This window comes from Streptomyces durmitorensis (assembly GCF_023498005.1).
Classification (GTDB): domain Bacteria; phylum Actinomycetota; class Actinomycetes; order Streptomycetales; family Streptomycetaceae; genus Streptomyces; species Streptomyces durmitorensis.
The window spans coordinates 2,823,767-2,847,744 of record NZ_CP097289.1 but is presented as its reverse complement, the minus strand read 5'-3'; the positions used below and the strand labels follow the sequence as shown (position 1 = coordinate 2,847,744).

Below are 23,978 nucleotides of genomic sequence, written 5' to 3'. Positions count from 1 at the left end.
GCGTGAAGATGCGGGGGCGGCGGCCGAATGTCGGTGGCGTGGGCGAGACTGGCTCCGTGTCATCGACAGACGAGACCGCGCAGGTCACCCAGGACGTAGCTCCGCTCGGCACCACGCCGCCCGCACAGCCCCCGGGCGGGGCCGGGACCGGGCGGGCCGCCAGCATGCCGCGCTGGCTGCCGCGTGCCATGGTGCTCGCCCTCGCGCTCATCGCCTGTTTCCAGCTGGGCAGTTGGGCCTTCCACCAGCTGACCGGCCTGCTGATCAACATTCTGATCGCGTTCTTCCTGGCGCTCGCGGTCGAGCCCGCGGTGAGCTGGATGGCCGCGCGCGGGCTGCGCAGGGGCTTCGCCACCTTCCTGGTCTTCCTCGGCGTCCTGATCGCGAGCGCGGGCTTCATCACGCTCATGGGTTCGATGCTGGCGGGCCAGATCGTGGACATGGTCGAGGACTTCCCGGAGTACCTGGACGACGTCATCAGCTGGATCAACCAGACGTTCCATACGGAGCTGTCCCGGGTCGAGATCCAGGACAGCCTGGTCCACTCGGACTGGCTGCAGAAGTACGTGCAGAACAGCGCGAGCGGCGTCCTGGACGTGTCGGCGCAGGTCCTCGGCGGCCTCTTCCAGCTCCTGACGGTCCTGCTGTTCTCGTTCTACTTCGCGGCCGACGGACCGCGGCTGCGGCGCGCGCTCTGCTCGGTCCTTCCGCCCGCGCGGCAGGCCGAGGTGCTCCGCGCCTGGGAGATCGCGGTCAACAAGACCGGCGGCTATCTCTACTCACGCGGCCTGATGGCGCTGATCTCCGGAGTCGCGCACTACATCCTGCTGCAGGCCCTCGGCGTGCCGTACGCGCCCGTGCTCGCGGTGTGGGTCGGCCTGGTCTCGCAGTTCATCCCCACCATCGGCACGTATCTGGCGGGCGCCCTGCCGATGCTGATCGCCTTCACGGTCGACCCCTGGTACGCGCTGTGGGTGCTGATCTTCGTGGTGGTCTACCAGCAGTTCGAGAACTACGTCCTGCAGCCCAAGCTCACCGCCAAGAGCGTGGACATCCACCCGGCGGTCGCCTTCGGGTCGGTCATCGCGGGCACGGCGCTCCTCGGCGCGGTAGGCGCCCTGATCTCCATCCCGGCGATCGCGACCCTGCAGGCCTTCCTGGGGGCGTACGTGAAGCGGTACGACGTCACGGACGACCCGCGCGTCCACGGGCACCGGCGCAAGGGCGGAGCGTCCCTCCTCACGCGCGTGCGGCGTGCTCTACGCGGGCCGAACCGGCCGGGAGGGGCGTCGGAGGCCGAGGTTGCGGCGGAGGAGGCCGCGGGTTCGGGGCCCGGCTCCGCACAGGGGACGGGCCGGGAGCCGGGCTCGGACGGCCGTCAGTAGGTGACCACGCCCCAGATGCCGGGGCCGAGAACAGCGACCGCGTAGCAGCCGACGGCCGCCGTCATCACCCGCTGCCGCGTCCGCTCGCCCCAGGAGGTGCGGGAGAGCAGCCAGGCGGGCGCGGGCAGCACCAGGACGGCGTGCAGGCTCACCCCGTGCGGCGGCTTGAGTGCCGCTGTGGAGCGGTAGGCCGACTCCTGGTGGCCGCTCCGGGGCAGGAACACACCGCGCGCGATCATCGCGGCACCCGACGCGAGGGCGACGAGCAGTATGGCGAAGCCGGACCGGAGGGCGAGCGGCATGCCGGTGGGTCCCGTGGGCCGGTGCCGGAACGAGGCGACCGCGAACGCCGACAGCAGGACGACGAGGATTCCGCCGCCCACCGCGAGGGACATGGACACCGCGGAGTCGACGCCGCTCTCCATGTTGAGATGCGAGGGCACCCGCCGCCACGCCTGAAGAGCGATCCCGCCGACCTCCAGGACGCAGTCCGCCGCGAAGGGGACCAGGAGCGCCGCCCGGGTGCGGGCCCCCATCCGCAGATACGACGTCACCCAGGCGACGGCGATCAGGGTCAGGCCGAAGGAGAGGCCGAACGTGACCGGCTTGCGCCAGGAGGCGGGACCCTCCCACGGTCCGCCGTCGACCGCGAAGACCAGCAGGTGCGCGAGGCCCGAGAGGATCAGGACGCGCCGGTCGCGCAGCTGAGGCGTTCGGCGGGGCGTGCCGAGCGCCACAGGGCGGTGGCGGAGGCGGTCGAGCGCGGACTTTCCATGAGGCCGAGCCTGGCGGGAGGACGCGGGCCGGTCGTCGTCCGGCCGAAGGCGATGCGCGTACGCCCGGGGGAGTAGCCCTGGGTGCGGGTGCGGGTGCGGGTGCGGGTGCGGGTGCGGGAGCGCGACGCGGCGGGTCGTGGGGGCGAGGTGCGCCCGGCGGACCGGACCCTTCCGTACCCTCGGTGGAGCCGCGTGGTGCGCTTGACACCAAAATCGAACATCCATTCTTATAGGTTGCCTGGCGGCGTTTTCCCGGGGTTTTCGCGGGGGGATCCCTGGGGCTCCGGCGGATTTCGGCGGGGCGATCGCCTCGAGTTATCCACAGGCCGGACGGGCGTCGGGGCGGATTGTCAGTGGCAGGCGCTAGCGTCATTGACGTGAAGCGATCGACACAAGCAAATCGGGTGGAACCCATGGCAGGAACCGACCGCGAGAAGGCGCTCGAAGCCGCGCTCGCACAGATTGAACGGCAATTCGGCAAGGGCGCAGTGATGCGCATGGGCGAGCGGCCGAACGACCCCATCGAGGTCATCCCCACGGGATCGACCGCGCTCGACGTCGCGCTCGGCGTCGGCGGCATCCCGCGTGGCCGTGTGGTGGAGGTGTACGGCCCGGAGTCCTCCGGTAAGACGACGCTGACGCTGCACGCGGTGGCGAACGCACAGCGCGCGGGCGGCGCCGTCGCCTTCGTGGACGCCGAGCACGCACTCGACCCCGAGTACGCGAAGAAGCTGGGTGTCGACATCGACAACCTGATCCTGTCCCAGCCGGACAACGGCGAGCAGGCTCTGGAGATCGTCGACATGCTGGTCCGCTCCGGCGCGCTCGACCTGATCGTCATCGACTCCGTCGCGGCCCTGGTGCCGCGCGCGGAAATCGAGGGCGAGATGGGCGACTCGCACGTGGGTCTGCAGGCCCGTCTGATGAGCCAGGCGCTCCGGAAGATCACCAGCGCGCTCAACCAGTCCAAGACCACCGCGATCTTCATCAACCAGCTGCGCGAGAAGATCGGCGTGATGTTCGGCTCCCCGGAGACCACGACCGGTGGCCGCGCGCTGAAGTTCTACGCCTCGGTGCGGCTCGACATCCGGCGCATCGAGACGCTGAAGGACGGCACGGACGCGGTGGGCAACCGCACCCGCGTCAAGGTCGTCAAGAACAAGGTCGCGCCGCCCTTCAAGCAGGCCGAGTTCGACATCCTGTACGGCCAGGGCATCAGCCGCGAGGGCGGCCTGATCGACATGGGCGTGGAGAACGGCTTCGTCCGCAAGGCGGGCGCCTGGTACACGTACGAGGGCGACCAGCTCGGCCAGGGCAAGGAGAACGCCCGCAACTTCCTGAAGGACAACCCCGATCTCGCCGACGAGATCGAGAAGAAGATCAAGGAGAAGCTGGGCGTCGGCGTGAAGCCGAAGACGGAGGAGTCCGCCGCCGAGCCGGCCAAGGACGCGGGGGACGCGGCAGAGGACGCCGCCAAGACCGTGCCCGCACCGGCGACCAAGGCCACCAAGCCCAAGGCCGCCGCGGCCAAGAGCTGATCCATGACGCGGCGCACGGACTGGGCGGACCAGATCACCCCCGAGCACCACACCGACCCCGCGGGCCGAGGCTTCGCGGACGGTGCGGATCAGGGCGGCGCCGACCAGGAGGGTGACGGCACCGGCTTCCGCGGGGGCGGCGGCCGGAGGGGTCGCCGACGGCGTGGCGGCTTCGGCGAAGGCCGGGGCGACGGCTCACAGGACAGCGGCCCCCCTTCCTCGTCGAGGGCCGAGAAGAAGGGGGAGCCGCCGACGGATCCAGGTGAGAAGGCGCGGGCGATCTGTCTGCGCCTGCTCACCGGGACCCCGCGCACGCGCAAACAGCTGGCGGACGCGCTGCGCAAGCGGGAGATCCCGGACGACGTGGCGGACGAAGTGCTGACCCGCTTCGAAGAGGTCGGTCTGATCAACGACGGCGCCTTCGCGGGCGCGTGGGTGGAGTCCCGGCACCACGGCCGGGGTCTGGCCCGACGGGCGCTCGCGCAGGAGCTGCGCACGAAGGGCGTGGACGCGACGCTGATCGAGGAGGCCGTCGGACAGCTCGACTCGGAGCAGGAGGAGGCGACCGCACGCGAGCTCGTCGCCCGAAAGCTCCGCGCGACGCGGGGCCTCGACCGCGACAAGCGACTGCGCCGCCTCGCGGGCATGCTCGCCCGCAAGGGCTACTCGGAAGGGTTGGCTCTGCGGATCGTCCGGCAGGCAATCGAGGAAGAGGGCGAGGACACGGGGGACTTGGGGTACGACGGGGGATGAGCTGACCAGGGCCCTCGCGGGGGTGGGGCCCAGGTCAGGGCCGGGCGGCGCGGTGCGAACCGCGGCCCGGCCCTTTCGCGTTCCGCGGGGTTGCTTCGAAGGGGCACAGCAGGGCGCATCAGGGGGGACCCAAGGGGCGCGCAACACAAGCGCAACTCCCCCTCTCCGCCCCAGGGGTGGGGTTAACCCCCCACTGAAGACGCCGGTCCACCGCACTGCACAGGAACCTGTGCACAGACGACTGTGTACGCATGGCAAAGGAACCCGGCACGACCGATGGCGCCCCCGAGGAGCTGAGCGACCTCCGCGTCCTCAAGGCGCTCGCACAGCCCCGGCGCCAGCAGATGCTGCAGCACCTCACCGTGCACGGCCCGGCCACCTCCGCGACGCTCGCCAGGGCGCTCGGCCTCAACACCGGGGCCACCAGCTACCACCTGCGCGAGCTCGCCCGCTACGGCTTCGTCGAGGAGACCGCGGGGACGGGCCACGGACGTGAACGCTGGTGGCGCGCGGTCCCCGGCGACCGGCGTTTCCCGCCCCGCAGCAAGCAGAACGCCGAGACGCGGCTCGTCATGGACGAGTTGAACTACCTCTCGTACGCCGCTGACCTGGAGCTCTTCGAGCAGCTACAGCGAGACGCAGGTGAAGCGGGCGACAGCGATGCCGGACCCGATGAGTGGGCCGACGCGTTTCCGTACTCGCGCGGCGCGATCCGGCTGACGCTCCCCGAACTCCGCGAGTTCTTCGAGGAGTACATCGCCCTGCTCAACCGCTACAAGCGCCCCGACGCCGAGACGTCGGCCGACGCCCGCACCGTGCTCACGCGCCTCCTGGCGTTCCCCGCGCCAGCGTCGACCGAAGCTCTTGCTCCGACCGAAGCTCCTGCGCCGACCGAAGCTCTTGCGCCGACCCAAGCGCCTGCGCCGCCCGCGTCGACCGAAGCCTCCACCCCTCCGCCCTCCCACTCCACCGAGCCCGAGGCGACATCATGATGCTGGGCTACGCACTGCAGACAGTCCGAGACCGCAAAGGCGGATTCCTCGGCGCCTTCCTGGCATTGATGTGTGCCGCCGCGCTCATCACGGCCTGCGGCACCCTCCTGGAGACCGGCCTGCGAGGCACCATCCAGACCGAGCGCTACGCCGCGGCCCCCGTCGTCGTCTCCGCCGACCAGAACGTCCACCAGACCACCGTCAAGCACAAGAAGGGCAAGACCAAGGTCAAGCACAAGGCCAAGCCGATCGCCGAGCGGGCCTGGCTGCCGGACGGCATCGCGCACAAGCTCAAGGACGTGCCCGGCGTCGGCAAGGTCGTGCCCGAATTCACCTTCCTCGCCGTGCCGTTGACCCCCGCCGCCGGTGACCTCACCGACAGACCCGCGTACGGCCACGCCTGGGAGTCGGCCGCGCTGACCCCCTTCCGGCTCGTCGAGGGCAAGGCCCCGCGCGCCGCCGGCGACCTCGTCATCGACCGCGACTTCGCCGGACGCGCCCACCTCAAGACCGGCGACCGTCTCACCGTCCAGTCGACCCAGGCCCCGCGCTCCTACCGCATCACCGGTGTCGCGTCCCCCGCCGAAGGCGCCCTCGCCCACCAGACGTCCCTCTTCTTCTCCGCGGGAGAGGCCGAGCGGCTCGCCGCCCACCCCGGACGGATCACCACCCTCGGCGTCATGCCGGCCAAGGGCACCGCGACGGATGACCTCAAGAAGGCGGTCACAGAGGCTCTCGCCGGTACGAAGGCGCAGGTCAGCACCGGCGACGACCGTGGCCCCGTGGAGTTCCTCGACGCGGCGGGCGCCCGCGTCAAGCTGGTCAGCATGGGAGGTGCCATGGGCGGCACCTCCCTCCTCGTCGCCATCCTCGTGGTCGTCGGCACCTTTGCCCTCTCCGTGCAGCAGCGCCACCGCGAACTCGCCCTGCTCCGCGCCATCGCCGCCACCCCGAAACAGATCCGGGGGCTCCTGGGCCGCGAGGCACTGATCGTCGGAGCGGCCGCGGGCGTCACCGGCTCGCTCGCCGGAATCCCGCTCGGCGGCTGGCTGCACGGCAAGTTCGTGGACATGGGCGCGGTCCCCGCCACCCTGGAGCGGACCGTGAGCGTCTTCCCGCTCTTCGCCGCCGTGGCCGCGACGCTGCTCGGAGCCTGGGCCGCGGCCCGTCTCTCGGCGCGCCGCATCGCCCGTATCCGCCCGGCCGAGGCCCTCGCCGAAGCACGTGTCGAGCGCGCCCGGCCGCCGTGGAGCCGCATCGTCGCGGGTCTCGTCGTGCTCGCCGGAGGCGCCGTACTGGTCGCCGTGCTCAGCGTGCTGCGCACCGAGCCCGCTTCGACTCCCGTGACCTTCTTGGCCGTTGTGGTCCTGTCCTCCGCCGTCGCGCTCCTCGGCCCGCTCGTGGTCAGGGCGGCGGCCGCCGCACTCCGCGGACCGCTGCGGCTCTCCGGCCCCGGCGGCCGTCTCGCGCACGCCAACCTCCGCGGCAACGCGGCCCGGATGGCGGCAGCCGTCACCCCGCTCGCCCTCCTCACCGGCATGACCTGCACCGTCCTGTTCGTCCAGCCCACCCTCGGCGACGCGGCCCGCGCGCAGGCCCGCGACGGCATCCGCGCCGACTGGGTCCTGGCGGCACAGGGGCCGGGCGTCCCGGCCCAGGCCGCGCAGAAGCTGCGTATGACCGAAGGCGTCGAGGCCGCCACCGAAGTCGTCCGCACCACCGTGCGCGTGGGACTCGACAAGTACCCGGCGCAGGGCGTCAGCACGGCCGGACTCACCCGCACCTGGGACCCGGACGTCACCGCCGGATCCCTGAAGGGCTTCGGCAAGGACAGCGTCGCCGTCAGCGAACTGGCCGCCGACCAGCTCGGTCTGAAGCCCGGCTCCACTCTGAAGCTCACGCTCGGCGACGGCACGAAGACCGCGCTGGAGGTCAGCGCCGTGTACGCGCGCGGGCTCGGGTTCGGAGATCTGACCATGGCGCACGACCTGGTCGCCCGCCACGTCGACAACCCGCTCGCCGCCACGGTCCTGATCAAGAGCGACCGTACACAGGAACAACTCGCGGCAGGCGTCGCGAAGTTCCCGGGCGTGCGGGTGCTCGCCCCGGCCGCCGCCGACAACCTCCAGGCCGAGCGCCAGCAGGCGAACGCCGAGGTGAACTACCTCGCCATGGGCCTCATCCTGGCCTTCACAGCGATCGCCGTCGTCAACACCCTCGCGATGTCCGTCTCCGAGCGCATCCGTGAGTTCGCGATGCTGCGCCTCGCGGGCGCGAGCCGCCGCCAGGTCCTGCGCATGCTGCGCACCGAAGCCCTGTCCGTCCTGCTCATCGGCACCGCCATCGGCAGCGGCATCGCGCTCGCCGTCCTGACCGCCTTCAGCGTCGGCATGACCGGCAGTGCCGCGCCCTCGATCACACCCCTGGTCTACGTATCCGTGGTGGCCGTCGCGGCTCTGCTCGCCCTCACCGCGACCGCGCTCCCGGGCCGGGTCGCGCTGAGGCCGCGCCCCGTCACGGTGGCGACAGCGAAGGAGTAAGAGGCAGTACGCAATGGTGGGCGCCCCTTACCGGATCCGGTAAGGGGCGCCCACGCGCGCGTGCTCACCCCGTGACAGGAAGTCCGGCGGCCTTCCACGCCTGGAAACCGCCGATGAGGTCGGTCGCGTGCCGCAGCCCCAACTGCCGCAGAGAGACGGCCGCGAGGCTCGACGCGTAGCCCTCGTTGCAGATCACGACGACCCGCAGGTCATGGCTGACGGCCTCCGCTGCACGGTGGCTGCCCTGCGGGTCGAGGCGCCACTCCAGCTCATTGCGCTCGACGACGAGGGCGCCGGGGATCAGTCCGTCGCGCTCGCGCAGGGCGGCGTACCGGATGTCGACCAGCAGTCCCCCCGCGGCGGCGGTGTCTCGCGCCTCCTCCGGAGTGACCCGGTCGAGGTCGAGCCTTACACGTTCGAGCAACTCGTCGATGCCCACGGGGCGTACGTCTGCGGGATGCTCACTCACTGCCAGTCCTCCGGGCGCTCCACGGACTCGAGGCGCAGGACCGGGCCCGTACGGCTGTAGCGGCGGATGCGCGGCAGCGGCGGATAGTAGGCGTGCACGGAGACGGCGTGCTCGCTCGTGGACTCGTTCAGAACCTCATGCACGTGGTTCTGGCCGAATGCCCTGCCCTTGCCGGACGTCAACTCCCGTTCCCGGTCGACCCCTTCGGACAGCTCAAGGGTCTTCCAGCCGTCGGTGGGCAGCCGGGCGGCGAGCGAGTTCTCCTTGAGGGTGCCGGCGGCCGTGAGGAAGGCGCCGACCGACTCCGCGTGGTCATGCCAGCCGGTGCCGCTGCCCGGCGGCCAGCCGATCAGCCAGGCCTCGCTGCCGCCGGGCCCTTCGAGGCGCACCCAGGTGCGCCCCTCGGGGTCGAGCGGAAGCGACGCGATGAGCTCGGGGTCAGCGGCACTGCGACGTACAAAATCGAGAAGCTCGGCGGCGGTGGGCGCGGACACCGCCGTGGAGGCATGCGTGGTGGAGACAGCGGAGACAGAAGGAGACGCGGAGGCAGACACAGGCACCGTCCTGGAAGTTCGCGGAAGCACGCGCCGCGTAAGGGAGAGCAGGGCGCGCGAGGGAGGAGGCGAATTCAGAAGGACGGGCGACACACGCAGCCCGCATAGCGGACGAGGTCCATATGGACCCTCCGCCACAGGCGCACATCGGTGTCGGTCACGTTTCGGAGTAGACCATGACGCTGCGTACCGGTCAACCCATGCTCACTGTGTGGTCGGCCTGCTCGCGGCGGCCGTGCTCTCCGCCTTCTCCGTGGTCTCCCGGCTGTCCGTGCGCCGCTTCGGTGCCGCCCCGCCGAGCGCCGCCTCGGCCGCCGTATACAGCTCGGCGGGCCGCACCCCGCCGAGCGCGGTGACCAGGTGGCCGTCGGGGCGGATGAGCAGCACCGAGTGCGCGGCGGCCCCGGGATAACTCTCCGCGACGAGCAGTTCCGCCGGGTGCGGCAGCGCCGTGACGGCGGCGGCGAGCCGGGGCATGATCCCGGCCGTCACCCAGTGCCGCCGCTCCCACACCACCGTGCCGGGCGCGACGAGGACGACGAGCAGCTGTCCCAGGCCGAGCCGGTCCCGCAGCTGCACGAGGGAGCCGTCGGGCGCCGTCACCGGGACATCGGCCACCGGGGCTCCCGGCTCCGTGGCGACCGCCACCTCGGACTCGGAGGGCGCGGGCGCCAGCGGCGACTCCGCGTACGATCCGGGCGCGCCCAGCGGCCCCCGGCCCACATGGCCGTCGGTGAGGAGCATGTCGTGCCCGCGCGCCGACCCCGGCACGTACGAGCGCAGGCCTCCGCCGCCCCGCAGTATCGGCAGCGACTGGTCGGCCGCGCGCAGGCGCGCCGCGACACCGGCCCTGCGCTCGGCCTGGTAGCTGTCGAGCAGGGCGTCCCGCGCGCCGTGGTGCCAGGCGAGCGCCAGCTTCCAGGCGAGGTTGTCCACGTCCCGCAGCCCTTCGTCGAGCCCCTGGGTGCCGAGCGCGCCGAGCAGATGCGCGGCGTCGCCCGCGAGGAAGGCACGGCCGACGCGCCAGCGGCGGGCCAGGCGGTGGTGGACGGTGTGCACGCCCGTGTCGAGCAGTTCGTACGGCGGTGTGGAGCCCCCGCACCAGCCCGCGAGGGTCTCGCGGATGCGCACCACGAGGGCGTCGGGCGTCACGAGCTCGCCGCGTGGCGGCAGCAGCCAGTCGAGCCGCCACACCCCGCCGGCGAGCGGACGGCCCGTCACCTCGGCGCCTCCGTGGCGCCACGGAGGCATCCGGTGCAACAACGCCTCACCGGGCCTGGGAAGTTCCGTGCGCAGCGCGGCCACGGCGTGTCGCTCGACGGCCGTACGACCCGGGAAGCGGATGTCCAGGAGCTTGCGCACCGTCGACCGCGGCCCGTCGCAGCCCACCAGATAACTGCCGCGCCACCAGGTGTCCTTGGGCCCGCGCGTGTGAGCGGTCAGCCCGCCCGCGTCCTGCTCCAGGGAGTCGAGCTTGCTCTCCACGGCGACCTTGACGAGGCGCTCATCGGCGATGGCCGCGCGCAGGGCACCGGTCAGGACGTGCTGGGCCACATGCAGCGGGGCCGGCACCTCATCACTGAACGTGAGCTCCCGCATCAGCTGCTTGCGCCGCAGGGACCGCCAGCCGCCCCACCGTGCGCCGGACTCCTGGTCGCCGAACGAGTGACCGGTGAGCCGCTCCATGAGGGCCGCGGTGTCATCCCGCAGGATGACGGTCCGCGCGGCCCGCTGCTCGTCCTTGCCTGGCCCTTCGTCGAGTACGACGGTGGGGACGGAGTGACGCGCGAGAGCCAGGGCGAGCGCGAGCCCCACGGGGCCCGCGCCGACGACGATCACCGGGTCCACAGTGCGTCCCCTCCTGCCGCGAGGGCCCGGGAGCGCTGGACGTACGTACGGAAACTGGCAGTTGGAGCCCGGTGCACGATCACAGAACGTATGCAACCCATTGCCGGTGCTTGCGTCAAGTGACGACGTCGGGAGGAGGCGCCACAAATGAAGGAGGCAGCGGCGTCATGGCCGCTGCCTCCGTCTTCTGTCCTGCCTGTCGATCCGATGGCCGCTGCTAGCCGCCGCCCCCGCCGCCCCCGGCGCCGCCCCCGGCGTTCTCACCGTGGTCCATACGGATCGTCTTGGGGCCGATCGTCTCCAGATTCTCCAGCGCCTCGGGGCCCACCACGGCACCCGTGCTCTTCTTGGACCGCCGCATGCGGCGTTCGAGCCAGGAAGCCAGGCTGGTGAGAATCAGGTTCAGCACGATGTAGACCACCGCGACCACGATGAAGCTGGGGATGACGCTCGCGTAGTACGACGCCGCCGTCTTCCGCGCGCTGAGCAGCTCGGCGAAGCTGAGCATCGCGCCACCGAGCGCGGTGTCCTTGACGATGACGACGAGCTGGCTGACGAGCGCCGGAAGCATCGCGGTCACGGACTGCGGCAGCAGCACGCTCGTCATCGTCTGGCCCTTGCGCAGGCCGATCGCCTTGGCCGCCTCTGTCTGACCCTTGGGCAGCGACAGGATGCCCGCTCGCACGATCTCGGCGAGCACCGAGGCGTTGTAGAGCACCAGGCCGGTGACGACCGCGTACATCGGGCGTGAGTCGACGCTGATGTCCGTGGACGCCGAGTAGAACTGGTTGGCGAAGACCATCAGGATCAGCACCGGGATCGCGCGGAAGAACTCGACGACCGCAGCGGCGGGAACCCTGACCCACCGGTGGTCGGAGAGCCGTGCGATACCGAAGAGCGCGCCCAGCGGAAGGGCGATCACCATGGCGAGGCCAGCGGCCTTCAGCGTGTTCGCCAGGCCTGGCAGCAGATAGGTCGTCCATGACTCGGAGTCGGCGAGCCAGGGCTCCCACTTGGCCCAGTCCAGCTGCCCCTTGTCGGACATCATGGTCCAGGCCCACCAGAGGCCCAGCAGCAGCAGGACGAGGAAGAGCAGGGAGAGAAGGACATTGCGCCGTTTGGCGCGTGGCCCGGGAGCGTCGTAGAGGACGGAGGTCATCGCTTCACCGCCATGCGCTTGCCGAGCCAGCCGAGTATGAGGCCCGTCGGCAGGGTCAGCACCACGAACCCGAAGGCGAATATCCCGGCGATGAGGAACAACTGCGCCTCATTCTCGATCATTTCCTTCATCAGCAGAGCCGCTTCCGCCACACCGATGGCCGCTGCGACCGTGGTGTTCTTGGTCAGGGCGATCAGTACGTTGGTGAGGGGGCCGATCACCGAGCGGAAGGCCTGCGGCAGCACGATGAGACCGAGGACCTGGCTGAAGCTCAGCCCGAGGGCGCGTGCTGCTTCCGCCTGGCCCACCGGCACCGTGTTGATGCCGGAGCGCACCGCTTCGCACACGAACGCCGCCGTGTAGGCGCCGAGTCCGAGCACCGCGAGACGGAAGCTCATGACGTCGACGTCGTCGGCCGCGCCCAGGGTGATGCCGAAGACGTCGGCGAGCCCGAGCGAGCTGAACACGATGATGACGGTCAGCGGGATGTTCCGCACGATGTTGACGTATGCGGTACCGAACCAGCGCATGACCGGAACCGGGCTGACCCGCATGGCGGCCAGCAGAGTGCCCCAGACCAAGGAACCGATGCCTGCGAAGACGGTGAGCTTCACCGTCATCCAGAAGGCCTCGAGCAAGTCGTAGTCTTCAAGAAAGTCGAACACGATCTCCCGCGCTCTCGCATGTGGTGATGGCGAGGTACGCCGCCGCGCTCGGGCGGCGGCGTACCGGCGTGTGCCCTGTCAGTGGACCGGCTTCAGGAGCCGCTCGCACGAGGTCACTTGACGATGTCGCCGATCTTCGGGGCGGGCTCGTTCTTGTAGTTGGCCGGGCCGAAGTTCTTCTTGACGGCCGCTTCCCAGGACTTGTCCTTGACCATCTTGGTCAGGGCGGCGTCGATCTTCTTCTGAAGGGCGGAGTCGCCCTTCTTGATGCCGATGCCGTAGTTCTCGTTGGTCAGCTTCAGGCCGGCGAGCTTGTACTTGCCCTTGTACTGCTCCTGCGCCGCGTAGCCCGCGAGGATCGAGTCGTCCGTGGTCAGCGCGTCGACGGCGCCGCTGCCCAGTCCGTCGATGCACTCGGAGTACGTGCCGTACTCGCGCAGCTGGGCCTTCGGGGCGATCTCCTTCTTGACGTTCTGCGCCGAGGTGGAGCCGGTGACCGAGCAGAGCTTCTTGCCGTTGAGGTCCGTGCCCTTGGTGATCTTGTCATCGGAGCGGACCAGAAGGTCCTGGTGGGCAAGGAGGTACGGGCCCGCGAAGTCGACCTTCTCCTTGCGCTCGTCGTTGATGGAGTACGACGCCGCGATGAACTTCACGTCACCGCGCTGCAGGGCGGTCTCGCGGTCCGCGCTGGGGGTTTCCTTCCACTCGATGTCCCCGGCCTTGTAGCCGAGCTCCTTGGCGACGTAGGTCGCGACATCGACGTCGAAGCCGGTGTAGCCGTCCGGCGTCTTCAGGCCGACACCCGGCTGGTCGAACTTGATGCCGATGGTGATCTTCTTGCCACCACCGGAACCCTTGTCGTCCTTGTCGTCCGAGCCGCAAGCCGTGGCGGAGACGGAGAGCGCGAGGACTGCGGCGGCCGCCGCGGTGACTTTGCGAGCCTTCATGGTGAACATCCTTTGTTTCGGCAGAAGAGGGTTGAGACGCAGGGGAGAGCGACGCGTCAGTGGTGAAGGATCTTCGAGAGGAAGTCCTTGGCCCGGTCGCTGCGCGGGTTGCTGAAGAACTGGTCCGGCACGGCCTCTTCGACGATCCGGCCGTCGGCCATGAAGACGACGCGGTTGGCCGCGGACCGGGCGAAGCCCATCTCGTGCGTGACCACGACCATGGTCATGCCGTCACGCGCGAGCTGCTGCATGACCTCCAGAACCTCGTTGATCATCTCCGGGTCGAGCGCCGAGGTGGGCTCGTCGAAGAGCATCACCTTCGGGTCCATGGCCAACGCGCGGGCGATCGCGACGCGTTGCTGCTGGCCGCCGGAGAGCTGCGCGGGGTACTTGTCGGCCTGCGAGGCGACACCCACGCGGTCCAGGAGACCGCGTGCCTTTGTCTCTGCTTCCGCCTTGGACGTCTTGCGCACCTTGATCTGGCCCAGCATCACGTTCTCGAGCACGGTCTTGTGCGCGAAAAGGTTGAAGGACTGGAAGACCATGCCCACGTCCGCACGGAGACGGGCGAGCTCTTTGCCCTCCTGGGGCAGCGGCTTGCCGTCGATCGAGATGTCTCCCGACTCGACCGTCTCCAGGCGGTTGATGGCGCGGCACAGTGTCGACTTGCCCGACCCGGAGGGGCCGATCACGACGACGACCTCACCGCGGGTGATGGTCAGGTCGATGTCCTGGAGGACGTGCAGAGCGCCGAAGTGCTTGTTGACGTTCTTCAGCACGACCAGGTCGTCCGCCCCGGGCGGTATGGCGTCCTTGGTCACCGATACTTCGGTCACGGCTTGTTGCTCCATCCTCCTCGGTTGGGAGGACAGTAATAACCCGGTGCGACCAGCGTCATTACATCTGAGGGGAAATTGAGCATAACGATCCGGCCGCAACCGGACACTCCGCGTGAAGGGGACGCCCCGCCGCGTACCGGCTGCATAACGGAACGTGCTCGTGACCCGAACCCTCTTGACGCGGTCCTTATCCATCGGCGTGGATGCCTTGGTGCCTGTGCACGCGCGCATACCGGCCATCGGCGAGCGCGAACGGAACGACCGATGAACCGGAGGGGGCCCGTATGAGACTGCTCCTCGTCGAGGACGACGATCACGTGGCCGCCGCCCTGTCCGCGGTCCTGGCCAGGCACGGCTTCGACGTCGTGCACGCCCGCAGCGGCGAGGAAGCGCTGCAGGCCCTGCTGCCCGGCGAAACGGCGCCCTTCGGAGTCGTGCTCCTCGATCTGGGGCTGCCGGATCAGGATGGCTACGAAGTGTGCGGAAAGATCCGCAAGCGCGGGTCGACGCCCGTGATCATGGTGACGGCGCGTGCCGATGTGCGCTCCCGGATCCACGGCCTGAATCTCGGGGCCGATGACTACGTAGTGAAGCCGTACGACACCGGTGAGCTCATCGCCCGCATCCACGCGGTCATCCGGCGGCCCCCGTCCGGCGCCGCCGAGGGGCCCGCGGACAGCGAGCTGCGCCTCGGCTCCGTACGCATCGAACTGCCCACCCGCCAGGTCAGCGTGGACGGTTCGACGGTCCAGCTGACCCGCAAGGAGTTCGACCTGCTCGCCCTCCTCGCGCAGCGGCCCGGCGTGGTGTTCCGCCGGGAGCAGATCATCAGCGAGGTGTGGCGCACCAGCTGGGAGGGGACGGGGCGCACCCTTGAGGTGCATGTCGCTTCCCTGCGCTCCAAGTTGCACATGCCGGCCCTGATCGAGACCGTGCGGGGCGTGGGCTACCGGCTCGTCGCCCCGGCCGCGTAGCGAGTAGCGAGGTCAGGTGCGCTCTCGCCTCCTCCCGCTGCTCATCGTCCTCATGGCGGGTGTGCTGCTCGCGCTGGGCTTCCCGCTCGCGGTGAGCGTGGCGGCGGCGCAGCAGCAGAAGGTGGTCGTCGACCGGATCGACGACACGGCGCGGTTCGCGTCGCTCGCGCAGTTCGTCACGAAACGCCCCACGGGATCACGGCTGCGGGACAAGGACGAACGGCGCGAAACCCTCCAGACCGAACTCGACTACTACCACGAGGTCTACGGGATCAAGGCGGGCGTCTTCTTCCGGGACCGTGAGCCCATGGCTCACGCGCCGGGGGACTGGTTCCTGCCCCCCAGGGGCGCCGAGGTGCGGGAGGCCTTCGAGGAGGCCCTCAGGTCCCGTGGAAGCCACGATCCGCGTCAGGTGTGGCCCTGGCAGCGCGGCCGGCTCGTCGTCGCCTCTCCGGTGATCAGGGACGGGGACGTCGTCGCCGTCGTCGTCACCGAGTCGCCTACAGGGCGCATGCGTTCGAAGACGCTGCAGGGATGGCTGCTCATCGGCGCCGGCGAGTCGGCCGCGATGCTGCTCGCCGTCGGTGCCGCGCTGCGCCTCACCGGCTGGGTGCTGCGCCCGGTACGGGTCCTGGACGCGACCACGCACGACATAGCGACCGGGCGCCTGAAGTCGCGGGTGGCGGCCGCGGGCGGACCGCCGGAACTCAGGCGTCTCGCCCGGTCGTTCAACGAGATGGCCGACAACGTCGAGGACGTGCTCGAGCAGCAGCGGGCCTTCGTCGCCGACGCCTCGCACCAGCTGCGCAACCCGCTCTCCGCCCTGCTGCTCCGCATCGAGCTGCTCGCCCTCGAACTGCCCGAGGGGAACGAGGAGATCGCCTCCGTGCGCACCGAGGGCAAGCGCCTGGCCCAGGTCCTCGACGACCTCCTCGGCCTCGCGCTGGCCGAGCACACGGCCGCCGATCTGCAACTCACCGACATCGGTGCGCTCATGGCCGAACGGGTCGGAGCCTGGCGGCCGCTCGCCGAGGAGCGCGGGGTGCGGCTGACGGACACCTGCCCCGCGACCACCGGCTGGGCCGACCCGGTCGCCCTGTCCAGCGCCCTGGACGCGGTGGTCGACAACGCCCTCAAGTTCACGCCCGAGGGCGAGGAGGTGCGCGTGGAGGTCTCCTGGAGCGGCGAGCGGACGACCATTGTGATCACGGACGGCGGCCCCGGCCTCACGGAGGACGAACTCGCCCGCATCGGCGACCGCTTCTGGCGCAGCAACCGCCATCAGAACGTGAAGGGCTCGGGCCTCGGCCTGTCCATCTCGCGGGCGCTGCTCGCCGCGGGCGGGGGCTCCATCACGTACGCGCAGCACGAGCCGCACGGACTGCGGGTGACCGTCAGCGTCCCGCGCGGGGAACCCGGGTCCACGGCCTGACAGGGCCCGAAGCGGGACGGCTGTGGGCCGACGGCTACGGCTTGACCGACTGGTAGTAGCGGCGCGCGCCCTTGTGCAGGGCGAGCGGATCGGTGTAGAGCGCCGTCCGCAGGTCCACCAGCTGGGCCGCGTGCACCTTGTCACCGATGTGGTCACGGCTGTCGATCACCGTGCGGGTCAGTCCCTCGGTCAGCTTCGGGTCCGCCCGGTCCGTGGTGACCAGGAGGTTCGCCACGGCCAGGGTCGGTACGGCGTCGTTCTGCTGGGCGGCGGGATAGGCGTCGGCGGGCATCACGGCAGCCCGGTAGTAGCGGGAGGCGCCGCCCTGCTTGTGCAGCGCGTCCACGAGAGTGCCGAGCGGCACGAGACGGATGTCGAACTCCTCGGAGAACGTCCGCACGGTGGTGGTCGGCAGCCCGCCCGACCAGAAGAACGCGTCGATGTCGCCCTTCTTGAGGAGATCGGGCGCCGTGTCGATACCGGAGTCCACCGGTGTCAGGTCCTTCCCCAGATCGAGGCCCGCGGCCTTGAGTACCCGGTCCGCTATCAGCCGCACGCCCGAGCGCGGCTGCCCGACGGCCACCTTCTTGCCCCGCAGGTCCTGCGGCTTGTCGATGTCAGAGGAGCGCCGGACGACGAGCTGAACGTAGTCGTCGTACAGCCGAGCACAGCCCCGCAGCCGGTCCGCGCCCGTGCGCCCCTCCAGTCGGTACTTCTCGACGGCGTCGGCGGCGGCGATGGTGAAATCGGCCTTCCCCGTGGCCACCCGCTCGACGTTCTGCTGCGACCCCTCGCTGTTGAGCAGCTCCATGTCGACGTCCGGCATGTCATGGGAGGCCGCGGTCCGCAGGAGCTTGCCGTACCGCTCGTAGACCGCGTTCTTCACGCCCGTACTGAACGTCATCCGGCCCTTCGGGGAGTCGTCGCCCACCGGGACGAGCCACCACATCAGGAGTCCGAAGACCACGAGGGCGGCCGCCGCACCCTGGAGTGCGCGGCGCCTGCTGAGGTGGGGGAGTGCCTGGAGCATGCGCGCGATCCTGCCAGGCCACTCGCCGTCATGGCCAGGGCCGAGCTCCCGGCGGGGACACTTCCCCGACCGCCTACCCTTGTCACATGAGCAGCGGAGACCGGGGACAGGCAGTGGGCGTCAAAGGAACGTACGAGGTGCGCACCTACGGGTGCCAGATGAACGTCCACGATTCGGAGCGCCTCTCCGGTCTCCTTGAAGGTGCCGGATACGAACGCGCGCCCGAGGGCTCGGACGGCGACGCCGACGTGGTGGTCTTCAACACGTGCGCCGTGCGGGAGAACGCCGACAACCGTCTGTACGGAAACCTCGGCCGCCTGGCGCCGATGAAGACCAAGCGGCCCGGCATGCAGATCGCCGTCGGCGGCTGCCTGGCGCAGAAGGACCGCGACACCATCGTCAAGAAGGCGCCCTGGGTGGACGTCGTCTTCGGCACGCACAACATCGGCAAGCTGCCGGTGCTCCTGGAGCGGGCCCGCGTCCAGGAAGAGGCGCAGGTCGAGATCGCCGAGTCCCTGGAGGCGTTCCCCTCGACGCTGCCCACACGCCGCGAGAGCGCGTACGCGGCGTGGGTCTCCATCTCCGTGGGCTGCAACAACACCTGCACGTTCTGCATCGTGCCCGCCCTGCGCGGCAAGGAGAAGGACCGCAGGACCGGCGACATCCTCGCCGAGATCGAGGCGCTCGTCGGCGAGGGAGTCTCCGAGATCACCCTGCTCGGCCAGAACGTGAACGCGTACGGCTCGGACATCGGTGACCGCGAGGCCTTCAGCAAGCTCCTGCGGGCCTGCGGGAAGATCGAGGGCCTGGAGCGCGTGCGCTTCACGTCCCCGCACCCGCGCGACTTCACGGACGACGTGATCGCCGCCATGGCCGAGACCCCGAACGTGATGCCGCAGCTGCACATGCCGCTCCAGTCGGGCTCGGACACGGTCCTGAAGGCGATGCGCCGCTCGTACCGCCAGGACCGTTTCCTGGGGATCATCGAGAAGGTCCGCGCCGCCATGCCCGAGGCCGCGATCACCACCGACATCATCGTCGGCTTCCCCGGGGAGACCGAGGAGGACTTCGAGCAGACGATGCACGTGGTCCGCGAGGCACGCTTCGCCAACGCCTTCACCTTCCAGTACTCCAAGCGTCCCGGTACGCCCGCGGCGACCATGGAGGGGCAGATCCCCAAGGAGGTCGTGCAGGCGCGTTACATGCGTCTGTCCGCTCTCCAGGAGGAGATCGCCTGGGACGAGAACAAGAAGCAGGTCGGCAGGACCCTCGACCTGATGGTCGCCGAGGGCGAGGGCCGCAAGGACGGCGCCACCCACCGCCTCTCCGGGCGCGCCCCCGACAACCGCCTGGTCCACTTCACCAAGCCGGACGCCGAGGTCCGCCCCGGTGACGTCGTGACGGTCGAGATCACGTACGCGGCGCCGCACCACCTGCTCGCCGAGGGCGCCGTCCTGAACGTCCGCCCCACGCGCGCGGGTGACGCCTGGGAGAAGCGCAACACCGAGGCGGCGGCCAAGCCCGCAGGCGTGATGCTCGGATTGCCGCAGGTGGGCGCCCCCGAGCCGCTTCCGGTGGCCACCACCGGCGGGTGCGCGCTCGGCTGACCGGGGCGACGGCGGACGACGGGCGATCGACGGACACACGGGGGACGGCACGCACGAGGAGGCGGTGGAGCGGTTCGCGGAGTTCGTTCGCCTGTACCGCCCCAAGCACCCGCGCTGTCCCGTACGTATGCGGCGCTATCGCACGTCCGACGGCTGGATGGTGATCGGCGACGGCTCGTCCGGGGGCTCGTTCCCGTACCGCTTCTCCATCTGCGAGCTGGAGTGGGACTCGGGCCCGATCACGTATGAGCGGGCGTTACGCTGCGGATCATGCTTGTCGCCGCAGCCGTCTGCCCCTGCCCGCCCCTGCTCGTCCCCGAGGTCGCAGCGGGCGCCGCCCCCGAACTGGACGCCGCGCGCGCCGCGTGCACGGACGCCATCGGGGTGCTCGCCGCCTCGCGCCCTGACCGGCTCGTCGTGGTCGGCCCGGCCGAGCAGAGCGGCCGCGGCCCGCATCCGCAGGGCACCGGTGGGTCCTTCCGCGGCTTCGGCGTGGACCTCGACGTACGCCTGGGGCGCTCCGGCGGAGCTGCGACGGAGGGCGGGCTTCCGACGTCGCTCGCCGTCGCCGCCTGGCTGCTCGACCGTACGGAGTGGGCGGCGGCCCCGCTGGAAGGACTCGGGGTGGGGGAACCTCTGGCGGCCGAGCGGTGTATTCAAGTCGGAGGGGAGATCGCGGCGCGGGCCGACCGGGTGGCCCTGCTGGTGATGGGCGACGCCAGCGCGTGCCGCACGCTGAAGGCGCCGGGGTATCTCGACGAGCGGGCCGCAGGGTTCGACGCGGACATCTCCCGTGCGCTGGGTGCCGCGGACGTGGCGGCGCTCAAGGAGGTGGACGAGGAGCTGGCGTACGAACTGAAGGCGGCGGGCCGGGCGCCGTGGCAGGTGCTCGCGGGCGCGGCCGAGGGCGCGGGCCTGAGCGGCGAGCTGCTCTACGAGGACGCTCCGTACGGCGTCGGGTATTTCGTGGCCGCCTGGTCCTAGCGGCCTGGCGGCCTAGCGGTCCTGGCCGGACCGCACCGCGCACGCGGCCGACGCACGGCGACGGCCGTGGAGCCGGTGGTGCTCCACGGCCGTCCGCCGGTGTCGTTCAGCCGGTGCTTCAGGGAGCCGGAGGGGGCGTCGGAGGGGCGGTGCCGCCGCCCTTGCCCGTGCCCTCGTCAGGCGTCCCGGCGAGGCGGTCCACGGCATCCTTCGCCTTGCCCGTCCCCGTCTGGATCTTGTCGCTGTACTTGCCCTTGGTCTTGTCGTCGACCACCTTGGCGGCCTTGTCGAGACCTTGGTCGATCTTGTCCCCGTGCTGCTGCGCGAGGCCCGCGACCTTGTCCTTCGCCGGGGCGAGCTTGTCTTTCAGGCTCTGCAGGAAGCCCATCGGTTACCTTCCCTCGCTGGGAGAGTCACTTGCGGGCGCCCTCGTCGGCCTCGTCGTTGTCGGCGGCCTTCTCCGCGGACTGCTGCTTCGGGATGTCCACGTTCTCCGCGGCAGCCTCTTCGGTGTTCTCCGTCGCGCCCTCGGTCTCGGCGTCAGCGTCAGCGTCGGCCTTGGCGTCACCGGCCTCGGCCTTGTCCTCGGCGGCAGCTTCGACCTTGGCCTCTTCCGTGCCGGCCCCGGCCTCGGGGGACTCCCCTGCCGCTGCCGGCTCGGCCGTCAGGGTGTCGGCTGCCGCCTCGGTCGTTGACGCTTCTTCCGTGTCCTTGGACTTCCGGCGGAACCGTGCAAAAACGCCCATATCTACTCCATACGGTACTCGTGTGGGCGAAATCCCGCGCCGCCCGGTGCGCCCTGTTGCGCCGCCCGGGTCGCCGATCCTCGAAACCGGCGGCCGGAACCTCGCAACAGGCAACGACCCCGGGCCTGTGGCGTCACGTAGCTCGTTCGGGAAGTGGTCGCAGGGTTTGCGAGACTGGGGCGGTGAGTAGAGCAGCTCCCGCACCGCGGGTCATCGCCGTCGTCGGGCCGACCGCGGCAGGAAAGTCCGATCTGGGCGTTTTCCTCGCCCAGCGTCTCGGCGGCGAAGTCGTCAACGCCGACTCCATGCAGCTCTACAGAGGGATGGACATCGGGACCGCCAAGCTGACGCTCGAAGAGCGCGACGGAGTGCCGCACCACCTCCTCGACATCTGGGACGTCACGGAGGCGGCGAGCGTCGCCGAGTACCAGAAGCTCGCGCGCGCCGAGATCGACCGCCTCCTCGCCGACGGGCGCTGGCCGATCCTGGTCGGCGGCTCCGGGCTCTACGTCAGGGGGGCCGTCGACCACCTGGAGTTCCCCGGCACGGATCCCGTGGTCCGGGCCCGCCTGGAGGAAGAGCTCGCGCTCCAGGGCCCCGGCGCGCTCCACGCCCGCCTGGCCGCCGCCGACCCCGGAGCGGCCCAGGCCATCCTGCCCAGCAACGGCCGCCGGATCGTCCGTGCCCTCGAGGTCATCGAGATCACCGGCAAGCCCTTCACCGCCAACCTCCCCGGCCACGACTCGGTCTACGACACCGTCCAGATCGGCGTGGACGTCGGCCGCCCCGAACTCGACGAACGCATCGCCACGCGCGTGGACCGCATGTGGGAGGCGGGCCTCGTCGACGAGGTGCGTGCGCTGGAGGCCGTGGGGCTCCGTGAGGGGCGTACGGCGTCGCGCGCGCTCGGGTACCAGCAGGTGCTCGCGGCGCTCGCGGGGGAGTGCACCGACGACGAGGCGCGCGCGGAGACCGTGCGCGCGACCAAGCGCTTCGCACGCCGTCAGGACTCGTGGTTCCGCCGCGATCCCCGGGTGCACTGGCTCAGTGGCGCCATGGCCGATCGAGGGGAACTCCCAGGGCGGGCACTGGCGTTGGTCGAACGACCGGTCACAGCCTGATCACGTGATGGCATCGGGACGCTCCGGCGGTCATCCCGGCCCCTGGCGCCGTGCCATCATCGGTCATCGATCGACCAGTGGAGTCCGAAGTGGGAGGGCGGATGGCGATGGAGGCCGGCCCTCGTGACACCGCGCATGACGGCGGCGAGCTGACTCCGGACGGCCCTGACGGGCCACCGGACGGCGTGACCGCCGACGGTCCCGGGGCGGACGACATGGCCGCCGCCGAGGTCGAGGTCGAACTGCGCCCGCAGCGCCGTCTGCGCATCTGGCAGCTCGCGCCGATCGTCATACTCGCCGCCGCCGGATCGCTGATGTTCGCCTTCCCGCTGGCCTTCGACTTCGGGGACGGCGGCGCCGTCGTCGCCATGCTCGGGCTCCTGATCAGCTCGTGCGCCGCGGGCTGGGGCATGATGGCAGCGCGCCGCGTGGGGCACACCTGGCCGGGGCTGCCGGAGCGCGGTTCCGGAGGCCGCCCGGACTGGCGGATCGTCTCCGCGTACGCCCTGGTCTTCCTGGCCGTCGCCTTCCTCGCCGTGTGGCGCGTCGCACGCCTTCGCTGACAGCGTCGTACGAGGTCAGAGCCCTGGTGGGTACCGTACGGACCGAGTGTCGTGGCTACCCCGTACGATCGAGGAATGAGCACGCGGATCGCCTTCCTCAAGGGGCATGGGACCGAGAACGACTTCGTGATCGTCCCGGACCCCGACAACGCCCTTGAGCTGTCCCCGGCCGCTGTGGCCGCCCTGTGCGACCGCCGCGCGGGCATCGGGGGCGACGGCCTGCTCCATGTCGTACGGTCCGCGGCGCACCCGGAGGTGCGCCATCTGGCCGCCGAGGCCGAGTGGTTCATGGACTACCGCAACGGCGACGGTTCGATCGCCGAGATGTGCGGCAACGGCGTGCGCGTCTTCGCCCGTTACCTCCAGCGCGCCGGACTGGTGGGCGAGGGCGACCTGGCCGTCGCCACCCGGGGTGGCGTGAAGACCGTGCACATCGCCAAGGCCGCGGCAGGCGGCGACATCACCGTCGGCATGGGCAAGGCGCTGCTCCCCGAAGGGGACGTCACCGTGTCCGTGGCCGACCGGCACTGGCCCGCACGCAACGTGAACATGGGAAACCCGCACGCGGTCGCCTTCGTGGACGACCTGGCCGACGCGGGCGACCTGTACGACCCGCCGCCCTTCAGCCCCGCTGCGGCCTACCCGGACGGCGTGAACGTCGAGTTCGTCGTCGACCGCGGCCCGCGCCACGTCGCCATGCGCGTGCATGAGCGCGGCTCGGGCGAGACCCGCTCGTGCGGCACGGGCGCGTGCGCTGTCGCCGTCGCGGCGGCCCGCAGGGACGGGGCGGACCCTGCTGCCACCGGTTCGCCGGTGACATACACCGTCGATCTGCCTGGTGGGAGCCTGGTGATCACCGAGCGGCCCGACGGAGAGATCGAGATGACGGGTCCCGCGGTGATCGTCGCCGAAGGCGAGATCGACGCGGAATGGCTCGAAACTGTAAACCCGTGAACTGTCGCTCGAATGGGTGATCCGTTTCACGCTCGGCGAGAGGCGGTCAGCGGCGCGTGATGGGCTCGGTAGCATCAAGCACCGGCCCGGACGGAGCACGCC

General features: G+C 70.6%; 25 protein-coding genes. 12 read left to right on the top strand and 13 right to left on the bottom strand.

All coding sequences use genetic code 11. From position 1 onward, the window contains the following. Positions 1 to 56: 56 nt before the first annotated feature. The gene (locus tag M4V62_RS12580; RefSeq protein WP_249587351.1) at positions 57 to 1,385 is read left to right on the top strand and encodes an AI-2E family transporter; all 1,329 of its coding nucleotides are present in this window, start codon (positions 57 to 59) and stop codon (positions 1,383 to 1,385) included. On the opposite strand, the gene M4V62_RS12575 is transcribed toward M4V62_RS12580, so the two are convergent. Together M4V62_RS12575 and M4V62_RS43885 are read right to left on the bottom strand one after the other, a co-directional pair. Then, positions 1,379 to 2,122, bottom strand: a complete 744-nt coding sequence (locus M4V62_RS12575; RefSeq protein WP_425575315.1) for a hypothetical protein — start codon at positions 2,120 to 2,122, stop codon at positions 1,379 to 1,381. The genes M4V62_RS12580 and M4V62_RS12575 overlap by 7 nt on opposite strands. Beyond that, the gene (locus M4V62_RS43885; RefSeq protein WP_425575316.1) at positions 2,068 to 2,382 is read right to left on the bottom strand and encodes a hypothetical protein; all 315 of its coding nucleotides are present in this window, start codon (positions 2,380 to 2,382) and stop codon (positions 2,068 to 2,070) included. Before M4V62_RS43885 ends, M4V62_RS12575 begins: the two co-directional genes overlap by 55 nt. A gap of 192 nt (positions 2,383 to 2,574) precedes the next feature. Between M4V62_RS43885 and recA the strand changes: the two genes are divergently transcribed. From recA to M4V62_RS12555, 4 genes are all read left to right on the top strand, one after another. Continuing rightward, positions 2,575 to 3,699 (top strand): recombinase RecA, encoded by a 1,125-nt coding sequence (recA, locus tag M4V62_RS12570; RefSeq protein ID WP_249587350.1) that lies wholly within the window; start codon positions 2,575 to 2,577, stop codon positions 3,697 to 3,699. 3 nt (positions 3,700 to 3,702) lie between these two features. Next, entirely contained in the window at positions 3,703 to 4,452 is a 750-nt protein-coding gene (gene recX / locus M4V62_RS12565; RefSeq protein ID WP_249587349.1) for a recombination regulator RecX, read from the top strand. Between the two features lie 251 nt (positions 4,453 to 4,703). Then, positions 4,704 to 5,444, top strand: a complete 741-nt coding sequence (locus M4V62_RS12560; RefSeq protein WP_249587348.1) for an ArsR/SmtB family transcription factor — start codon at positions 4,704 to 4,706, stop codon at positions 5,442 to 5,444. Continuing rightward, positions 5,441 to 7,984, top strand: coding sequence for an FtsX-like permease family protein (locus M4V62_RS12555; RefSeq protein ID WP_249587347.1), 2,544 nt, complete (start codon positions 5,441 to 5,443; stop codon positions 7,982 to 7,984). The genes M4V62_RS12560 and M4V62_RS12555 overlap by 4 nt, the downstream gene beginning before the upstream one ends. A gap of 64 nt (positions 7,985 to 8,048) precedes the next feature. Here M4V62_RS12555 and M4V62_RS12550 read toward each other — a convergent pair whose 3' ends face one another. The 8 genes from M4V62_RS12550 to M4V62_RS12520 form a co-directional block, all read right to left on the bottom strand. Next, positions 8,049 to 8,453, bottom strand: a complete 405-nt coding sequence (locus M4V62_RS12550; RefSeq protein ID WP_249587346.1) for a rhodanese-like domain-containing protein — start codon at positions 8,451 to 8,453, stop codon at positions 8,049 to 8,051. Then, entirely contained in the window at positions 8,450 to 9,007 is a 558-nt protein-coding gene (locus M4V62_RS12545) for a cupin domain-containing protein (RefSeq protein ID WP_283779081.1), read from the bottom strand. The genes M4V62_RS12550 and M4V62_RS12545 overlap by 4 nt, the downstream gene beginning before the upstream one ends. A 74-nt stretch (positions 9,008 to 9,081) precedes the next feature. Continuing rightward, positions 9,082 to 9,129, bottom strand: coding sequence for a hypothetical protein (locus M4V62_RS43725; RefSeq protein WP_352018865.1), 48 nt, complete (start codon positions 9,127 to 9,129; stop codon positions 9,082 to 9,084). A gap of 82 nt (positions 9,130 to 9,211) precedes the next feature. Beyond that, positions 9,212 to 10,855, bottom strand: a complete 1,644-nt coding sequence (locus M4V62_RS12540; protein ID WP_249587345.1) for an FAD-dependent monooxygenase — start codon at positions 10,853 to 10,855, stop codon at positions 9,212 to 9,214. Between the two features lie 217 nt (positions 10,856 to 11,072). Next, positions 11,073 to 12,014 (bottom strand): amino acid ABC transporter permease, encoded by a 942-nt coding sequence (locus tag M4V62_RS12535; RefSeq protein WP_249587344.1) that lies wholly within the window; start codon positions 12,012 to 12,014, stop codon positions 11,073 to 11,075. After that, positions 12,011 to 12,679, bottom strand: coding sequence for an amino acid ABC transporter permease (locus M4V62_RS12530; RefSeq protein ID WP_283779080.1), 669 nt, complete (start codon positions 12,677 to 12,679; stop codon positions 12,011 to 12,013). Before M4V62_RS12530 ends, M4V62_RS12535 begins: the two co-directional genes overlap by 4 nt. Before the next feature lie 113 nt (positions 12,680 to 12,792). Then, positions 12,793 to 13,626 carry a glutamate ABC transporter substrate-binding protein gene (locus M4V62_RS12525; RefSeq protein WP_249587343.1) on the bottom strand — a complete coding sequence of 278 codons (834 nt, stop codon included), beginning with the start codon at positions 13,624 to 13,626 and terminating at the stop codon, positions 12,793 to 12,795. A 56-nt stretch (positions 13,627 to 13,682) separates the two neighbouring features. After that, complete coding sequence (locus M4V62_RS12520; protein WP_160507590.1) at positions 13,683 to 14,462, bottom strand: amino acid ABC transporter ATP-binding protein; 780 nt, start codon at positions 14,460 to 14,462, stop codon at positions 13,683 to 13,685. Between the two features lie 287 nt (positions 14,463 to 14,749). On the opposite strand from M4V62_RS12520, the gene M4V62_RS12515 reads away from it, so the two are divergent. Then, on the top strand, positions 14,750 to 15,439 hold the full coding sequence (locus tag M4V62_RS12515) for a response regulator transcription factor (protein WP_249587342.1): 690 nt from the start codon (positions 14,750 to 14,752) through the stop codon (positions 15,437 to 15,439). A gap of 16 nt (positions 15,440 to 15,455) precedes the next feature. Next, a complete protein-coding gene (locus M4V62_RS12510; RefSeq protein ID WP_249587341.1) occupies positions 15,456 to 16,871 on the top strand; it encodes a sensor histidine kinase in 1,416 nt (471 codons plus the stop codon). Positions 16,872 to 16,905: 34 nt separating this feature from the next. Here M4V62_RS12510 and M4V62_RS12505 read toward each other — a convergent pair whose 3' ends face one another. Then, on the bottom strand, positions 16,906 to 17,901 hold the full coding sequence (locus M4V62_RS12505; protein WP_249587340.1) for a TAXI family TRAP transporter solute-binding subunit: 996 nt from the start codon (positions 17,899 to 17,901) through the stop codon (positions 16,906 to 16,908). 86 nt (positions 17,902 to 17,987) lie between these two features. On the opposite strand from M4V62_RS12505, the gene miaB reads away from it, so the two are divergent. After that, complete coding sequence (gene miaB / locus M4V62_RS12500) at positions 17,988 to 19,508, top strand: tRNA (N6-isopentenyl adenosine(37)-C2)-methylthiotransferase MiaB (RefSeq protein WP_249587339.1); 1,521 nt, start codon at positions 17,988 to 17,990, stop codon at positions 19,506 to 19,508. Positions 19,509 to 19,778: 270 nt separating this feature from the next. Continuing rightward, positions 19,779 to 20,492 (top strand): class III extradiol dioxygenase subunit B-like domain-containing protein, encoded by a 714-nt coding sequence (locus tag M4V62_RS12495; RefSeq protein ID WP_249587338.1) that lies wholly within the window; start codon positions 19,779 to 19,781, stop codon positions 20,490 to 20,492. A 118-nt stretch (positions 20,493 to 20,610) separates the two neighbouring features. Here M4V62_RS12495 and M4V62_RS12490 read toward each other — a convergent pair whose 3' ends face one another. Further along, positions 20,611 to 20,880 (bottom strand): antitoxin, encoded by a 270-nt coding sequence (locus M4V62_RS12490; protein ID WP_249587337.1) that lies wholly within the window; start codon positions 20,878 to 20,880, stop codon positions 20,611 to 20,613. Positions 20,881 to 20,905: 25 nt separating this feature from the next. Then, on the bottom strand, positions 20,906 to 21,238 hold the full coding sequence (locus tag M4V62_RS12485; RefSeq protein ID WP_249587336.1) for a hypothetical protein: 333 nt from the start codon (positions 21,236 to 21,238) through the stop codon (positions 20,906 to 20,908). Between the two features lie 182 nt (positions 21,239 to 21,420). On the opposite strand from M4V62_RS12485, the gene miaA reads away from it, so the two are divergent. The 3 genes from miaA (at position 21,421) to dapF (ending at position 23,876) form a co-directional block, all read left to right on the top strand. Further along, the gene (gene miaA / locus M4V62_RS12480) at positions 21,421 to 22,359 is read left to right on the top strand and encodes a tRNA (adenosine(37)-N6)-dimethylallyltransferase MiaA (protein WP_249587335.1); all 939 of its coding nucleotides are present in this window, start codon (positions 21,421 to 21,423) and stop codon (positions 22,357 to 22,359) included. Positions 22,360 to 22,466: 107 nt separating this feature from the next. Beyond that, positions 22,467 to 22,922, top strand: a complete 456-nt coding sequence (locus tag M4V62_RS12475) for a hypothetical protein (RefSeq protein WP_425575320.1) — start codon at positions 22,467 to 22,469, stop codon at positions 22,920 to 22,922. A 75-nt stretch (positions 22,923 to 22,997) separates the two neighbouring features. Next, positions 22,998 to 23,876: a diaminopimelate epimerase gene (gene dapF, locus M4V62_RS12470; RefSeq protein WP_249587333.1), complete on the top strand. Its 879-nt coding sequence runs from the start codon at positions 22,998 to 23,000 to the stop codon at positions 23,874 to 23,876. The last annotated feature ends 102 nt before the right edge of the window (positions 23,877 to 23,978 follow it).

Excerpts from the sequence above, each read along its gene's own strand:
- M4V62_RS43885 (WP_425575316.1), bottom strand. The coding sequence starts at position 2,382 with ATGTTCGATTTTGGTGTCAAGCGCACCACGCGGCTCCACCGAGGGTAC.
- recA (WP_249587350.1), top strand. The coding sequence starts at position 2,575 with ATGGCAGGAACCGACCGCGAGAAGGCGCTCGAAGCCGCGCTCGCACAG.
- recX (WP_249587349.1), top strand. The coding sequence starts at position 3,703 with ATGACGCGGCGCACGGACTGGGCGGACCAGATCACCCCCGAGCACCAC.
- M4V62_RS12560 (WP_249587348.1), top strand. The coding sequence starts at position 4,704 with ATGGCAAAGGAACCCGGCACGACCGATGGCGCCCCCGAGGAGCTGAGC.
- M4V62_RS12555 (WP_249587347.1), top strand. The coding sequence starts at position 5,441 with ATGATGCTGGGCTACGCACTGCAGACAGTCCGAGACCGCAAAGGCGGA.
- M4V62_RS12535 (WP_249587344.1), bottom strand. The coding sequence starts at position 12,014 with ATGACCTCCGTCCTCTACGACGCTCCCGGGCCACGCGCCAAACGGCGC.
- M4V62_RS12525 (WP_249587343.1), bottom strand. The coding sequence starts at position 13,626 with ATGAAGGCTCGCAAAGTCACCGCGGCGGCCGCCGCAGTCCTCGCGCTC.
- M4V62_RS12515 (WP_249587342.1), top strand. The coding sequence starts at position 14,750 with ATGAGACTGCTCCTCGTCGAGGACGACGATCACGTGGCCGCCGCCCTG.
- M4V62_RS12505 (WP_249587340.1), bottom strand. The coding sequence starts at position 17,901 with ATGCTCCAGGCACTCCCCCACCTCAGCAGGCGCCGCGCACTCCAGGGT.
- miaB (WP_249587339.1), top strand. The coding sequence starts at position 17,988 with ATGAGCAGCGGAGACCGGGGACAGGCAGTGGGCGTCAAAGGAACGTAC.
- M4V62_RS12495 (WP_249587338.1), top strand. The coding sequence starts at position 19,779 with ATGCTTGTCGCCGCAGCCGTCTGCCCCTGCCCGCCCCTGCTCGTCCCC.
- M4V62_RS12490 (WP_249587337.1), bottom strand. The coding sequence starts at position 20,880 with ATGGGCTTCCTGCAGAGCCTGAAAGACAAGCTCGCCCCGGCGAAGGAC.
- M4V62_RS12485 (WP_249587336.1), bottom strand. The coding sequence starts at position 21,238 with ATGGGCGTTTTTGCACGGTTCCGCCGGAAGTCCAAGGACACGGAAGAA.
- M4V62_RS12475 (WP_425575320.1), top strand. The coding sequence starts at position 22,467 with ATGGAGGCCGGCCCTCGTGACACCGCGCATGACGGCGGCGAGCTGACT.
- dapF (WP_249587333.1), top strand. The coding sequence starts at position 22,998 with ATGAGCACGCGGATCGCCTTCCTCAAGGGGCATGGGACCGAGAACGAC.